Raw genomic sequence first — 14,707 nt, 5'->3', positions numbered from 1 at the left:
TTGACTCAAATCAAGACTCATAAAGTTTTCCAAATCAATTGCCCTATGCTGTAAGCGAATGCACAACAGGACACCGTCTAAATTGCCTTTACTGCTGATTAACGGCCTGCATAGCGCGGCCGCTGTTGCCCTCGCCTGGACCCTATCGATGGGGCTGACCGGCGCCCTATCGATGAGTTGGGCGGTGCTCGCCTTGGCTGCCCGCTGGGGCATAGCGCGCCTCGAAACTTGGGTCGCCCAAGGCCGTGCCCGCGACGTCGAGCGTCGTAGCATCCAAGACCTATTAGGTCGCGCCCTGATTAGCGCATCACCCTGGCGCCGACCGCAATTGGGCGCTGATATCCAGGAATTCAGCGAACGCCGGGGGCGATTTTCGGCCGGCGCCGAATGGCTGAGCCGTGCATTGGTGCCAGCGACCGCGATTGTACTGACCGCCCAAGCGACCGTTTCGCCGTACCTGGCCGCCTTGATGCTGATCGGTGTCGGCTTGATCCCGGTCTTTTTGATCCTGATTGGCAGTCGTACCCAGGCCGCCTCGGACACACAGGTGGCGCAACTGGCGGCCCTGTCGACTCGGGTCATGGAACGCCTGCGTGGCCTGTCGGCGCTATGGATCCAAGGCACCACGGCCGCCGCCGCACGTGACATCGAGGACACCAGCGAGCAGCATCGCCGGGCAACCTTCCGAGTTCTGCGCATTGCGTTTCTATCCAACGCCTCCGTCGATTTGGTGGCGTCGTTGACCATTGCGCTGGTCGCCGTGCATGTCGGCACCGCGCTACTGGGCTTGGTCGGGTTTGCCGGACTCACCCGGATTGACCTTCAGTCGGGTCTGTTCATTTTGATGTTGGCGCCCGAGGTGGTACTGCCGTGGCGGCGGCTGACGGCGGCTTGGCACGACCGCAGCCAGGCCCAGGGCGCGGAACGCGCCATCGAACAATGGCCCCCGAATACGCCGAAAGCGAGCGCGGTCCACAGCGGCGAACTGGTCATCCAGGGCCGCGCGGTCGCCGCCGGCAGTCGAGTCTGGATCCGTGGCGCATCCGGGGCCGGCAAAAGCCAATTGCTCGACGCCTTGGCTGGCTTGCGCGACGACGACGCCAATTTCTGCGGCCTGAGTTTTGGATGGTTGGAACAACATCCGACCATTCGCGGGGACAGTGTCCGTGCCCAATTACGTCACGTCGGCAGCACCTGGGATGCGGCAAAAATACGAGCGATGCTGGACCAACTGGGGCTGACTGCGCGCGTCGGTGATATCGATCAACCATTCGATCCGTTGGCGCTGTCCGGCGGCGAGCATCAGCGCTTGGCGCTGCTGCGTGCGCTGTCGCGCGACCCCGCCGTGTTGTTGATGGACGAACCCAGCGCCAGCTTGGATTGGGCCAATGCGCAGGTGTTGTGGGACTGCTTGGAACGCTTCGAAGGCACCCAGGTGATCGCCTCGCATGACGATTTGGCTGACTGGGCCAGCCTGCAGGTATGCCTATGAACCATAAACGTTGGGGCTTGCTAGCCGCCGCGATCACGGCAATCGCCGGTATTGGGCTGCTGGGTGTTAGCGGCGGCTTTATTGTGGCCACCGGGATCGCTGGGCTGGCCGGGCTGGGGGCGGCCTTTAATTTGTTGGTGCCGTCGGCGCTGATACGCTTACTGGCGCTGACCCGAGTGGCCGCGGGTTACGCCAGCCGCCTGTGGTTGCACGACGCCATGCTTGACCAAATTAACGGCGCCCGGGTCGCGCTGTTTCGGCGCTGGGCGCAATCGCCGCGCTTAGCTCGGGGTCGACACGGCTGGCAACTTGATGCCCTGATCAACGGCGTCGACCGGATCGGACTGGCCTTGCTGACAAAACACGAGCCGCGTGCCACCGGCTATGCCACCGGCGCGCTGTTAGCGCTGACCGCTGTCTTAACCGGGTTGCACTGGCCGCTGCTGGCGCTGGGCCTCGGCAGTGCCGGCGCCGCCGTAGTCGCCGCCGGCGCCAGCGACGCCCACCACGCGCATGACCGCGCTCGTGCCGCTCAGGTATCCCAGCTCACCCACAGCCTGCTCAGTTGCCGCGAATGGCTGGCCTACCAAAAACCGCAGCCTTGGGTGGTCGATACCTCGGCGACCCTGAACGCGCTGAAACGGAAAACGGCGCGTCTGGCCCAGGCCGGTTTAGTGCTGGACCTGGCGTTACTGATTACCGCGGCGCTCGTGCTGGTGCCCTTGTCGGACCCCATTGCCCAGGCCGCTGCGGTGTTTGTGTTAATGGCCGCACGCGAGCCGCTGGATCAGTGGGTCGCCAGTTTCGGCCACGCCGGCACCGGCGACGAGCCCGAGTCCGTCACCCTTTCACCGGCAATCGGCGCGCTGCGCGCGGACCAGCTGCGGGTCGGTTTCGATGGTCCCCTGCACAAAGTGGCATTGAATTTTGATGTTGAGCCGGGGCAACGGCTTTGGATACAGGGTGCCTCCGGCAGCGGAAAAACCGCCCTACTGGACACGCTGGCCGGTTTGCTTGCACCGGTGGACGGCCGCGTCCGGCGGCCAAAACGCCTGAGTTACACGCCGCAGTTTCCGTTCATGTTCGACGACTCCGTGGCCGCCAACCTTAGCCTGTACGCCGCAATAGACCCCGACCGCGCACGCCAGTTACTGGACCAACTGGGACTGGGGGCGCGCTTTGAACTGGACAGTTTGATCGGCCCGACGTTAGTTTCAGGCGGTGAAGCGCGCCGACTGGGGCTGATTCGCGCGGCGTTGCAGTCATCGGACGCATGGCTGCTGGACGAGCCGCTGGTCGGGCTGGATCACGACGCGGCCGAAGCGGTGTTAGCGCTGCTGCAGGACTATCAGGGCGCGCTGGTGGTGGTCAGCCATGACAGCCGAGTTAAGCGTCTGTCCGGGCTCGAACGCGTTCAGCTTGACGCCGCTACTGACCAAACCGGGGACCGTCGTGCATAAAGGCATCCTCCGCCGCCGTATTGGCCCGGCCCATAACCGGGTTTCGATGCGGGAAACGGCCAAACTCAGCGACGATGTCGTGGTGCTGGCGCGCGGCGTTGACGAAGCCATCCGCGAATGCCCGCTCTGACTCGGTAACCGTGGCACTGATACGCTCCATTTGAGCCACACAAAAACGCTGATCATCCAGGTTTTCCGAGTGCTCGAATGGCATCAGGGTGGCGACCCGCTCGATCCAACTGAAATCATCAAATTCGCCGTGTACCCATCCGGTCGTGGCCAAGCGTCGGGCCCGATGGTCGCCCATGAAGGCTTTGACCGTGCCGCGGTAAAGGTTTCGAGTGAATTGGTCCAGCAACACGATCAGGGCCAAGCGTTCGCGCGGCGCGCTTTCCCAATCTTTTAAACCATTCGCGACGGCCTGATCAACCGCCCAACCGAAGCGCTCGGCAATGGCCGCATCGACGACGGTACCGCCGGCAAACCAACGCTTGCCCAACACCGAACTGGGGGCCGGCTGGCCGTTGTCGTTAAACCAAAAGTCGAGGACCGCATGCGGCGTCAGCGCGGCCGCCAATAATTGAGTTGTCATAGCCTGAATTATCGCCGCCGGTGGCGGCTGAGGCTATTCAACCAAGGCGTAAGGCTGGGTGAACCAATGGGCAATTTCTGTGGCCGCTTGCGGGTACAAATGCAGATGGTGGTCCCCACTAAACATGCGGGTTTCAGCCTGGGGCACCCAGCCCAAGCGTTCGCTCAGCATGGGGCTTGGATTCAACATGCCGTGCTCGCCCAAGGCAATTTTTACTGGGCACTCAATCGCCCGTAAACAGGACTCAATTTGATGGGACTCCATTTTCAGCGGGCTGGGCAAACTGAGCCAAGGATCCGCACGCCAATGGAAGCCCGCGGCGTCCTCACGCATCCCGCGCTCTACCACCGGCATAATTGCCTCGGCGGTGATCGGCGTGACGCCTTTGCTGGCGCGCACCTGGGCGGCCACGTCCAAACTCGGATAGGGCCGCGGCGTCTTGGCGTTGAGGTGTTGTTTAGCGGCGCGGCGCAACTGGGCGCGCGGACTTAGGCTGGGCTCCATCCACGGACCAAAGCCTTCGACCAGATTCAACGAGCGCACGTCCTCGGGAAAGGCGCCCGCGTAAAGGCCCAAAATACCCGCCCCCATCGAATGGCCCAACAGGTGCACCGGGCCACCTATTTGTGCAATCAGAGCGTGCACATCCAACACCGAATCCCATATGTGGTAAGCGTCACCCGCCCAGTCCGAATGCCCATGCCCGCGCACATCAATCGCAATAACCTCGCGATTCAGCCGCGGCGCCAACTGCGACCAGGTATTGGCGTTATCCAGCCAACCGTGCAATGCCAACGTTGTGTTGCCCAAGCCATGGCCACAGTGCCAGCCGCGCAATGTCAGCGACGGCAGTTGAAAACTAATCGGGGTCACGGGGCAAAGGTATCCTGTAAAGTCATCCAACCGGGGGCCAGCAGGTCCCCGGACAAACAAAAACCAGCGCCGGTTGGCACGGCAACCGCGTCGCCGGTCCAGCGAAAGACCAGGGATGCCAACAGCGGCTGGTGAAAGCACACAATCGTGTCGCCAGCATAGCGCGCCGACAGGGCTTTTTCAGCATCCGATGAGGCCGTATCCGGCGTTACCTGGCGGACCAATTCAGGCACCCCGCCCAGTAGTCGCGCCGTTTGTTGGGCGCGCAAGTAGGGGCTGGAAAACCAGCGCGGTTTATCCAAGTTCAAACCGTCCAACCAACCCGCGGTCGCCATGACTTCGGCACGTCCGGAGTCGGACAACGCGCGTTGGGCGTCCGGGCCACCCGGTTCGGCGTGGCCGTGGCGAATTAACACAATCATCGTCTGTCCTTAGCGCCGGAGTCGCTGCAATTCCGGTATCATTCAAGCCGTCTTTTAACAAAACTAGGGCCGTTCATGCGCATCGTGTCTTTTAACATCAATGGCGTTCGCGCCCGTCCGCACCAACTGGAAGCCATCGTCGAGCAACTCAATCCCGACGTCATTGGCCTTCAGGAAATCAAGGTCCACGACGATCAGTTCCCCCACGAGACCTTTGAGCACCTGGGCTATTATATGAAAACCCATGGCCAAAAGGGTCATTACGGTGTGGCGTTGTTCTCAAAAGTTGAACCGAACAACCTGCGCAAGGGCTGGATCGACGACACCGAAGACAGCCAAAAGCGCATGATCATGGGCGATTTCCCACTACCCGATGGGCGAACCCTAACCATCATGAACGGCTATTTCCCCCAAGGTGAAAGCCGCAAACATGAAACTAAGTTTCCGGCCAAACAGAAATTCTACGCGGACCTGTTGGCCGACCTTCAAGCGCGCCATGACGACAACCCGGTCGTGGTCATGGGGGATTTCAACATCAGCCCACAAGACATCGACATCGGCATTGGTGACGTCAACCGCAAGCGCTGGTTGCAGCAAGGCAAGTGCTCGTTCCTGCCCGAGGAGCGCGAGATGTACCAAGCGATTATGGGCACCGGATTGGTTGATGCCTGGCGCGTGCTGAACCCCGACAAAGACGACAAATTTTCGTGGTTTGACTACCGCAGCCGTGGATTTGAGGACACCCCGAAACGCGGCCTACGGATCGATCACCATTTAATCAGCGAGTCACTGGTGGGCGATCTTAAATCAACCGGCATTTCCTACGGCATTCGGGCCATGGAAAAGCCGTCGGATCACTGTCCGATTTGGATTGATATCGACGCCTGAATGGGCCGACTAACCCCAGCGCAACGGCACCCGCGCACGCTGGTGAATGTCCGCATGGACCGCTTTGCCCAGCGGCGCAAACGCGCGCTGCGCGCAGTTTGGGCGCAGGCAATGCCGACACCCCGGGCCGATGTCCGTGACCCCGCTGACGCCGGTCAAATCCAAGCCATCCGCATACACAATGTCCGGCGCAAAGCGCAACTCACAGCCGATCCCGACGGCAAAGCGCCGGGCCGGATCGCCGTGACGCGGGCCGGGTTTAATCACCGCCTGGGCCAGACACAGCAGCTGCCGTTCATCCGGCGTGCGCACGCGCTGGACCAGTATCTGGTCAGGCCGGCTGAGCGCCTCGTGCACGTTCCACAGCGGGCAGGCGCCGCCTTGGCGGGCAAAGTGGAATCCGGCCGGGCTTTGACGCTTCATGATTTGCCCGGCGGCGTCGACCCGAACGAAATAAAACGGAATGCCTTTATTGCCGGGCCGCTGCAAGGTCGATAACCGGTGACAGACCGACTCGAACGAGCATTGGAACAGCCGCTGCAAGCGCTCCAAGTCATAGCGCTCGTCCCGCGCCGCCTGCAAAAAATCTTGATACGGCATGACCAGCGCCCCGGCAAAGTAATTGGCCAACCCGATTCGCAATACCGGGTCCGCCGCCGGGCTGGTTAAGTTGGCGGCCTTCACAATGTCCTCAACCCGATCACTAAACTGCAGCCATAACAGTTGCTGAGCCAACTGAAACGCGCGCTGGGCCGGGGTTAACCATCGGCCTAGCTGAACGCGTTTGGCGGTGCTGTCGTAACCGCGCGCTAACGCCGGATCGTCGACCAAGTCGACCTGTACGCCAAAGCGGCGCAGGTAGGCTTCCAAGTCCCGGTCCAATTCCGTGATGCGGAATCCGGCATCGCGAAACACCCCTTCCGCGGCACGGTCCAGCGACTCGATGTGGTTGTCTTGCAGGTAAAACCAATCACCGATCTCGGCGTAGGCGTCTTCGCTGTGGGGGACCGCTGCCGGTAACATTTGACGCTGTAGCCAATCGCCAATTTCCGGGCAAATTTGCAGCGCCTGGGCGGCCCGCATGCGCGCATCCGCCGGCAAGCCTTGTGCGATCCAATGTTCGACCAATGGATCGGGCGAACTGTTCAGATCCAAGCCCAGTTTTTGGCGCAACCGTTCGCCCACCGCCGCACTGAGCGGCCGCTGATTGGATTCGATTTGATTTAAATAGGCGGCCGAGATGTCAAGCTTAGCCGCCAGCGCGCGCTGGGTTAAGCCGATGAGCTGGCGCGCCTGGCGGATGTCATGGCCGGCGAATTTTTGCATCATTTGCAAAGGTTAGCACTACTTACAAGTTAGCTAACATTAAATTGGGTGAATACCGTCTTCATGCGACACTGCTACCAGACAAAAAAGGACATCGCATGCGACTAAAAAACCCGCTGACGGCCAAGGCCGCCCACAACTTTGCCATGCCCGGTGAAATCGGCCGTCAGGCCGGCGCCTATGAAGCGGCGCTGCAAGCCGGCATGGAATTGATTGAACGGCCGCACCAAGCACCAGCGGCGGCCATTGCCCGCCAGCACCAAAAAGGTCGCATGACGGTGTGGGAACGGATTGAACAGCTGGTCGACGAACCGCCCACGGTGCTGTTCCAAAACTGGGGCGAAAACCTTGATGGCGCAAGCCTAGTCACCGCGATTGGCAAAGTCGCCGGGCGCACAGTCGCCATTTACGGCCACGACTTCACCGTCCGCGCCGGCTCCATGGACGCCACCAACGGATCCAAACTGGCGCAACTGTTCGAAACCGCCGGCAAGCTGCGCATCCCCGTGGTCGGCTTTAACGATTCAGCCGGTGCATATGTACCCGCCGGCGTTGGCGGCTTGGACGGCTATGCCGAAGCATTTAAAGCGCTGCGTGACATCAGCGGCATCGTGCCCAGCATCATGTGCATGTTTGGATTCAACGCCGGCGGCGGCTCGTATCTGCCGCGCCAAGGCAGCTTCATCATCCAGCCCAAAAACACCTTTTTCGGTCTGACCGGCCCCGGTGTCGTCAAAAGTGTACTGGGCGAGGACGTCAGCGCCGACGAACTGGGGGGACCTGCGGTTCATGCCCACACCGGCGTGACGGATTTCATCGTCGAAGACGAAGTGGCGGCGATTCGCAAGGTGCGCCGGATACTGCGTTACCTGCCCAGCCACAACGCCGAGCTGGCGCCCGCCCAACCGACCAGCGACCCGATTGATCGCGCCACCTGGGAAGCGGACATCCTGTTCAAGAAAGCCTTCAACGGCCCCAACGGTTTCAACACCCCGCTGGAAATTGGCATCCTGGTCCAGCAACTGTGCGACCACGGTGACTACCTAGAAATCCAACCGGACCGCGCCGCCAATACCCTGTGCGCGCTGGGCCGCATGGGCGGTCAAGTGATCGGATTTGTGGCCAACAACTCGGCCGTCAATTCCGGTCAAATCGACATCGAAGCGGCCTACAAAAACGCGCGATTCATTCGCTTTTGTAACCTCTACAACATCCCCATGCTGTTCGTCGAGGACACCACCGGGTTCAAACCGGGCACCGAACAGGAGCACGGCGGCGTCGTCCAGGCCGGGCGCGCCATGTTGGACGCGATCATTGATCTGCGCACGCCGCGCTTTTTGTTGATCGTGCGTAACGCCTTCGGCGGCGCCTACGCCAGTTTCAACAACTACAAACTGGGCGCGGATCGCGTGTTCGCACTGCCGACCACCCGTTTGGCGGTGATGGGCCCGGCCGGCAAAACCTTTGTCTACAAAACCGAACTGAAGGCTGCGCAGGCCGAAGCCAAACGCCTGCATGCGGCGACCCTGGCGAGCCAACTCGAAGACGGCGTCGCCATCGATACCGCCCAAGCCGAAGCCGAGCGTGTCGCCGGCGCTCACCTGGCCCAGGTCGAGGTTGAATTGAGCGCGCGCTATGAGCGCGAATTAATGAACCCGCGCGAGGCCTTGAGCCTGGGTTCAATCAGCCAACTGGTCATGCCCAAAGACATGCGTGCCACCATCGGCAATGAAATGCTGCGTTACATCGCCCACTACCAGCCGACCGCCATGAGCGGCACACAACGGGAATTTCACTGATGCTAGAGACCCTAACCACCCAAGACCGCCGCTTGGCTGCGCAGCCCTCGAAATGGGTTCAGCAATTCAGTGTCGCCGGTTTCAAAGTGCTGATCATTTGCCGTGGTCCGATTCGTAAAGAAGTCATGGACGTGCTGAGTGAAATGGGCGCCGAGTACGGCGTGCTGTTGAGCGAAAAAGACTCGGTCACCTACAAAAACGCACTGGCCCCCGAATTGCGCCAAATCGCGGATCACAATCGCATCCACCGTGTACCGGACTACACCGGCGCCGACAAGGCTGAACGCGACGCCCGCATCGCCCAGATCATCGACATTGCCCAGTCCAACGGCTACGACGGGATCTTTGCCGGCTACGGGTTTATGGCCGAAGAAGAAGCCTTGGTCGCCGCCATCGAAAAAAGCGGCCTGACCTTTGTCGGTCCGTGCAGCCGCACCGTGCGCCAGGCCGGCATGAAAGACGAGGCCAAGCGCACCGCACTGGCCGCCGGCGTATCAGTCACACCCGGCGTCGACAACCTGACCACGCGCACCGTGATTGCCCTGGGTGACATGGCCGCCTTGGCCGCCGAACACGGCCTTAGCCTTGAGGGTGACAGCCCCGAAGCCCAAGCCGAAGGACTGCTCAACCAAAGCTATCAGCGCGGCATTGATTTGATCAGCATCGACCAGATCGCCGACCAGGCCCAGCGCGAGGTCCAGGCGCTGTACGCGGAGTACCCGAAAAACCGTATCCGCATCAAAGCCATTGGCGGCGGCGGCGGCAAGGGCCAACGCATCCTGCCCTCGCCCAAGGATTTAGGTGGCGACGCCCAGGCGGCCGCCGCGCCGACCCCGGAACTGGTCAAGCAGGTGCTGGCGGAAGTCAAAGCCACCGGTGTCGGCGACAACAAAAACGTGTTGTTGGAATTGAACATCGAAACCACGCGTCACCAGGAAATTCAGGTCATCGGCAACGGTGACTGGTGTTTGACCCTGGGCGGACGCGATTGCTCGGCCCAAATGCACGAGCAAAAGCTGCTCGAAATCAGCACCACCGTGGAAATGCTAGCAGACGCCATCGGCGCGGAAACGGATGACCAGCGACTGGCCTCGCTGAAGGGCGACCTGGACATCTTGCAGCGCATGGAAGACGAGTCGACTCGCTTTGGCACTGCCGTCGGTTTGGACAGCGTCAGCACCTTTGAGTGCATCGTTGACGATGACCGCCACTACTTTATGGAAATGAACACCCGCATTCAGGTCGAACACCGGGTCAGCGAGCTGTGCTACGGCCTGCGTTTCCAAAACCCCGACAATGAACACGATGCCTTCACCATCAATAGCTTAGTCGAGGCCATGGTGGTACTGGCTGTGCACGGTAAACAGCTTCCCAAACCAACCCGTGTGCCGCGCCAGCGCGCCAGCGTCGAAGTTCGCCTGAACGCCACCAACGACGCCTTGCAGCCCCATGCCGGCGGATTGATTCAGTTTTGGTCCAACAACGCCGCCGGTGAAATTCGCGACGACCAGGGCATCAGCCTGCGCAACCCCGACACCGGCTCGTTCGTGCACTACGCCTTGGCCGGGGCCTATGATTCGAACATTGCGTTGTTGTTGACGACCGGGCCAAACCGCGCCGACAGTTTCGCGAAAATGGCCGAGGTGCTGCGCAAAACACGCCTTGAGGGCACCGACTTGTCGACCAACCTGGCCTTTCACTACGGCCTGGTGCATTGGTTTATGGCGCGTGACGTGCATGCCAAAACCACCACCTCCTTTATTCAGCCCTACCTGACCGCGGTCGGCTTGCTGGCCCAGATGGCCCGTGAAGTTGACTGGAACTATGCCTGGGCGCGTGAAACCGGGCACGATGTGGAGCTGAGTACGCTGAAGAAGACCCTGGTCGTGCGTCCGCTCGAACGCTTGATGGCCCAGCCGCACTTGCTATCGGGCTGGATCAGTTACGCCGACGCCGCCTTCATGCGTGACGATCACGACGTTTGGCAGTTCGCCCAGAACCCGATTGCGCTGCTCAATGCGCTGTACCATTTTTTGAACATGGACCCGGACCCCAAGAGCCCCGCGGCTAACCAAATCTGGGCCCAGGACCAAGCGATCCTTGACCAGGCGTTGGCCTTCTACACCGATTTGGCGGGGTTGCTGGACACCGACTGCTGGGCCGAAACCCAAGCCATCTTGGACGCCGCGTGCGACCCACGCATCACGGACTGGCCAGCCGTCAGCGCCGCCCATGCGGACTTCCAGTTGGGCTTGGATTTGCTGCGGATTTTGCCGGTGGTCGCCGACCAGGTCGAATTTGAAACCCTGTGCGTGACCGAAGACTTGAACCTGTACATCCCCGAGTTCTTGCTCGACACCGACACCCAAAAACGTGCCGCGCGCGAATTGGCGCCGCCGCCGACCCAGCGTAGCGATGAAATCGTCGCCGCCAGCGGCGGCATGTTCTATGCCCAGCAAACCCCGGGCGACCCGGCCTTCGTCAGCGTCGGCCAGGTGGTCAAGGTCGGCGACCCGCTGTACATCGTCGAGGTCATGAAAATGTTCAACGTGATCAAAGCCGAGTTCGGCTGCACCATTGACGAGGTCTTGGTCGAGGGCGACGCCAGCGTGGTCAAAAAAGGCCAACCGCTGTTTAAAGTCACACCGACCGAACAGATCGAGGTACAGGACCCGATTGCCGCCGCACGTGCCCGCCAGGCCTGGACTGACGAGTGCTTGGATCATTTAGCCGGAGACCACGCATGAACGATTACAACGACTGGTCCGCCTTGATCAGCAAGGAAACCAAGGGCTTAACGCCTGGCGAAATGTCGTGGCTGACGCCCGAGGGCATCACTTTAAAACAGCTGTACACCGCGGACGACGTTGCCGATTTAGCATTCAAAGACAGTTTCCCCGGGTTCGCCCCCTACGTGCGCGGCGTCAAGGCCAGCATGTACTCGGGACGGCCCTGGACCATTCGTCAGTACGCCGGATTCAGCACCGCCAAAGCGTCCAACGATTTTTACCGCAAGGCCCTGGCGGCCGGCGGTCAGGGCGTGTCGGTGGCGTTCGATTTGGCCACCCACCGCGGCTACGACAGTGACCATCCCCGGGTCAAAGGTGACGTCGGCAAGGCCGGTGTAGCGATCGACAGCATCTTGGACATGAAGACCCTGTTTGACGGCATTGCGCTGGACAAAGTCAGCGTCTCGATGACCATGAATGGCGCGGTATTGCCGGTCTTGGCCGGCTACATTGTCGCGGCCGAAGAACAGGGCGTGCGCCAAGACCAGCTGTCCGGAACCATTCAAAACGACATTTTGAAAGAGTTCATGGTCCGCAACACCTACATCTACCCGCCCGAACCGAGCATGCGCGTGATTGGCGACATCATCAGTTACTGCAGCCAGCACATGCCCAAGTTCAACACGATTTCGATTTCCGGCTACCACATCCAAGAAGCCGGCGCGGACGCGGCATTGGAGTTGGCCTATACCTTGGCGGACGGCAAAGAATACATCCGCACCGCCCTGAATGCCGGTTTGGACATCGACGCCTTCGCGCCGCGACTGAGTTTCTTTTTCGGCATTGGCATGAACTTCTACATGGAGATCGCCAAGCTGCGCGCGGCCCGTTTGCTTTGGCAAGAAATCGTCGCCGAATTCAAACCGAGCAACCCCAAATCGAGCATGCTGCGCACCCACTGCCAGACCTCAGGCTGGTCGCTGACCGAGCAAGACCCCTACAACAACATTGTCCGGACCACGGTCGAGGCCATGGCCTCGGTGTTTGGTGGCACTCAAAGCTTGCACACCAACAGCTTCGACGAGGCGATTGCGCTGCCGACCGAATTCAGTGCGCGTATTGCCCGCAACACCCAGTTGATTCTGCAAGAAGAAACCGGCATTACCCAGGTCGTCGATCCCTGGGGCGGTAGCTTCATGATGGAGCGTTTAACCGCGGATCTGGCCGATCGCGCCCGCCAATTGATCGACGAAGTCGAGCAGCAAGGCGGCATGGCCAAAGCGATCGACGCAGGGCTGCCGAAACTGCGTATCGAGGAGTCGGCGACCCACAAGCAAGCCCGTATCGACCGTGGCGAGGACGTCATTGTCGGCGTCAACAAGTACAAGCTCGAAACCGAGGACCTGGTTGACACCTTGCAAATCGACAACGAGGCCGTGCGCGGCGAACAGTTGGCGCAACTGGCAACACTGAAAGCCGAGCGCGACAACAGCGTTGTCAGCGCGGCGCTGGCCAAAATCACCGCGGTCGCCGGCGGCGAATCCGGTAACCTGTTGGCGTGCGCCATCGACGCCATTCGTGCGCGCGCCACGGTCGGTGAAATTTCCGACGCTATGGAAGCCAAGTTTGGCCGCTACAAAGCCGAGCACCGCAGCGTCAGCGGCGTCTATGGCAGCCACTACGACAAGGACGAACGCTGGATGGACATCGGGCAACGCATCAACGCCTTTACCGGCGACGAGGGCCGCCGGCCGCGCGTGCTGGTCGCTAAAATGGGCCAGGACGGCCACGACCGCGGCGCCAAAGTGGTCGCCACCGCATTTGCCGACGTCGGCTTTGATGTGGATTTGTCGCCGATGTTTTCAACCCCCGAGGAAGTCGCCCGCCAAGCCGTCGAAAACGACGTCCATGCGGTCGGCGTCAGCTCGCTGGCGGCGGGTCACCTGACCTTGGTGCCGGAACTGATCGCGGCGCTGAAAGCCGAAGGCGCTGACGATATTTTGGTCTTCGCCGGCGGCGTCATTCCACGCCAAGACTACGACCAACTGCGCGCCATGGGCGTGTGCGCGATTTTCGGTCCTGGCACGCCGATACCCGACTGTGCGTCACAGGTGATTGATGCCATTCAATCCAACGGTTGATATCGACGCCCTGCGCGCGGGCAACCGCCGCGCACTGGCGCGCGCCATCACACTGGTCGAAAGTCAAAACCCGGCCCACCGGCCGGCCGCCAACGCACTGCTGGATTCGCTGATGCCCTACACCGGCACCAGCACTCGCCTGGGCATCAGTGGTGTACCTGGGGTCGGAAAATCGACCTTTATCGAGACCTTTGGGCTGCGCGCCATCGAACGCGGGCAGCGCGTCGCGGTGCTGGCGGTCGACCCCTCGTCACCGGTTAACGGCGGCTCGATTCTGGGTGACAAAACTCGAATGGAGTCCCTTAGCCGCGCCGACGGCGCCTTTATTCGGCCCTCACCCGCCGGCGATAGCCTCGGCGGTGTGGCCCAACGCACCCGCGAAGCGATTTTGTTGTGCGAAGCCGCCGGTTACGACCAGGTCTGGGTCGAAACGGTGGGCGTCGGCCAATCCGAGCATGCCGTCGCCAATATGACCGACGCCTTCATGGTGCTGATGCAGCCGGGTGCCGGCGATGAGTTGCAAGGCATCAAAAAAGGCATTTTAGAGCTGGCCGACTTTATCGTCGTCAACAAGGCCGACGGCGACGCCACCTTATTGGCCGAAGCGTCACGGCGGCACTATCAAAACGCGGTCAACTTGTTGACCCACAATGGATTTTGGCAACCGCAGGTACTCAGCATCAGCGCCGTCACATTGAACGGCCTAGACACCTTGGAGGGTCAACTTCAGGACTACCTGCGCCTGGGCTCCAAGTCGTTAGCGGCACGCCGAACCGGTCAAAACCTGTCCTGGCTGGAAGAACAGCTGCGCACCCTGGCGTGGCAAGCCATTACTCAAGATCCGGATGCGGTCACACGCTACCAACGGGCACGCGAGGCGGTGATGAACGGCACCATGGCACCTATACCGGCTGCGATGAGCGTACTACAGCCCTAGAGTGCGCACTGTCAACGGTGGCGCCCGGATTTTAATGCTATGGTTTTC

At 61.0% G+C, this 14,707-nt stretch carries 11 protein-coding genes; 7 read left to right on the top strand and 4 right to left on the bottom strand.

The features are described 5' to 3' along the window. The first annotated feature begins 82 nt into the window (after positions 1-82). Positions 83-1,492, top strand: coding sequence for an ATP-binding cassette domain-containing protein (locus GH975_RS04465; RefSeq protein ID WP_170272539.1), 1,410 nt, complete (start codon positions 83-85; stop codon positions 1,490-1,492). Then, the gene (locus tag GH975_RS04460; protein ID WP_170272538.1) at positions 1,489-2,952 is read left to right on the top strand and encodes an ATP-binding cassette domain-containing protein; all 1,464 of its coding nucleotides are present in this window, start codon (positions 1,489-1,491) and stop codon (positions 2,950-2,952) included. Before GH975_RS04465 ends, GH975_RS04460 begins: the two co-directional genes overlap by 4 nt. Here the strand turns inward: GH975_RS04460 and GH975_RS04455 are convergent. The 3 genes from GH975_RS04455 to GH975_RS04445 are packed head-to-tail and all read right to left on the bottom strand — an operon-like array spanning position 2,921 to position 4,839. After that, complete coding sequence (locus GH975_RS04455) at positions 2,921-3,544, bottom strand: DUF924 family protein (RefSeq protein ID WP_153713370.1); 624 nt, start codon at positions 3,542-3,544, stop codon at positions 2,921-2,923. The two genes, GH975_RS04460 and GH975_RS04455, sit on opposite strands and share 32 nt — an antisense overlap. A gap of 33 nt (positions 3,545-3,577) precedes the next feature. After that, the gene (locus GH975_RS04450; protein WP_170272537.1) at positions 3,578-4,417 is read right to left on the bottom strand and encodes an alpha/beta fold hydrolase; all 840 of its coding nucleotides are present in this window, start codon (positions 4,415-4,417) and stop codon (positions 3,578-3,580) included. Continuing rightward, positions 4,414-4,839, bottom strand: a complete 426-nt coding sequence (locus GH975_RS04445; protein WP_153713368.1) for a SixA phosphatase family protein — start codon at positions 4,837-4,839, stop codon at positions 4,414-4,416. Before GH975_RS04445 ends, GH975_RS04450 begins: the two co-directional genes overlap by 4 nt. A 75-nt stretch (positions 4,840-4,914) precedes the next feature. Between GH975_RS04445 and xthA the strand changes: the two genes are divergently transcribed. After that, the gene (xthA, locus tag GH975_RS04440) at positions 4,915-5,727 is read left to right on the top strand and encodes an exodeoxyribonuclease III (protein WP_153713367.1); all 813 of its coding nucleotides are present in this window, start codon (positions 4,915-4,917) and stop codon (positions 5,725-5,727) included. 9 nt (positions 5,728-5,736) lie between these two features. Here the strand turns inward: xthA and GH975_RS04435 are convergent, their stop codons facing one another. Continuing rightward, entirely contained in the window at positions 5,737-7,056 is a 1,320-nt protein-coding gene (locus GH975_RS04435; RefSeq protein ID WP_170272536.1) for a helix-turn-helix domain-containing protein, read from the bottom strand. A 95-nt stretch (positions 7,057-7,151) separates the two neighbouring features. Here GH975_RS04435 and GH975_RS04430 point away from each other — a divergent pair, with 95 nt between their 5' ends. From GH975_RS04430 to meaB, 4 genes are read left to right on the top strand one after another with little or no spacing between them, the layout of a single operon-like run. Beyond that, complete coding sequence (locus GH975_RS04430) at positions 7,152-8,852, top strand: acyl-CoA carboxylase subunit beta (RefSeq protein WP_153713365.1); 1,701 nt, start codon at positions 7,152-7,154, stop codon at positions 8,850-8,852. Beyond that, positions 8,852-11,599: an ATP-binding protein gene (locus tag GH975_RS04425; protein WP_153713364.1), complete on the top strand. Its 2,748-nt coding sequence runs from the start codon at positions 8,852-8,854 to the stop codon at positions 11,597-11,599. Before GH975_RS04430 ends, GH975_RS04425 begins: the two co-directional genes overlap by 1 nt. Continuing rightward, on the top strand, positions 11,596-13,722 hold the full coding sequence (scpA, locus tag GH975_RS04420) for a methylmalonyl-CoA mutase (RefSeq protein ID WP_153713363.1): 2,127 nt from the start codon (positions 11,596-11,598) through the stop codon (positions 13,720-13,722). Before GH975_RS04425 ends, scpA begins: the two co-directional genes overlap by 4 nt. Then, positions 13,700-14,659 (top strand): methylmalonyl Co-A mutase-associated GTPase MeaB, encoded by a 960-nt coding sequence (meaB, locus tag GH975_RS04415; RefSeq protein WP_153713362.1) that lies wholly within the window; start codon positions 13,700-13,702, stop codon positions 14,657-14,659. The genes scpA and meaB overlap by 23 nt, the downstream gene beginning before the upstream one ends. Positions 14,660-14,707 lie beyond the last annotated feature (48 nt).

Origin of the sequence: Litorivicinus lipolyticus (assembly GCF_009650135.1) — a bacterium.
GTDB lineage: Bacteria > Pseudomonadota > Gammaproteobacteria > Pseudomonadales > Litorivicinaceae > Litorivicinus > Litorivicinus lipolyticus.
The sequence above is the reverse complement of the archived record's forward strand: the minus strand, read 5'-3'. Positions and strand labels throughout refer to the sequence as shown.

Excerpts from the sequence above, each read along its gene's own strand:
- GH975_RS04430 (WP_153713365.1), top strand. The coding sequence starts at position 7,152 with ATGCGACTAAAAAACCCGCTGACGGCCAAGGCCGCCCACAACTTTGCC.
- xthA (WP_153713367.1), top strand. The coding sequence starts at position 4,915 with ATGCGCATCGTGTCTTTTAACATCAATGGCGTTCGCGCCCGTCCGCAC.
- scpA (WP_153713363.1), top strand. The coding sequence starts at position 11,596 with ATGAACGATTACAACGACTGGTCCGCCTTGATCAGCAAGGAAACCAAG.
- GH975_RS04445 (WP_153713368.1), bottom strand. The coding sequence starts at position 4,839 with ATGATTGTGTTAATTCGCCACGGCCACGCCGAACCGGGTGGCCCGGAC.
- GH975_RS04460 (WP_170272538.1), top strand. The coding sequence starts at position 1,489 with ATGAACCATAAACGTTGGGGCTTGCTAGCCGCCGCGATCACGGCAATC.
- GH975_RS04425 (WP_153713364.1), top strand. The coding sequence starts at position 8,852 with ATGCTAGAGACCCTAACCACCCAAGACCGCCGCTTGGCTGCGCAGCCC.
- meaB (WP_153713362.1), top strand. The coding sequence starts at position 13,700 with ATGCCATTCAATCCAACGGTTGATATCGACGCCCTGCGCGCGGGCAAC.
- GH975_RS04455 (WP_153713370.1), bottom strand. The coding sequence starts at position 3,544 with ATGACAACTCAATTATTGGCGGCCGCGCTGACGCCGCATGCGGTCCTC.
- GH975_RS04435 (WP_170272536.1), bottom strand. The coding sequence starts at position 7,056 with ATGATGCAAAAATTCGCCGGCCATGACATCCGCCAGGCGCGCCAGCTC.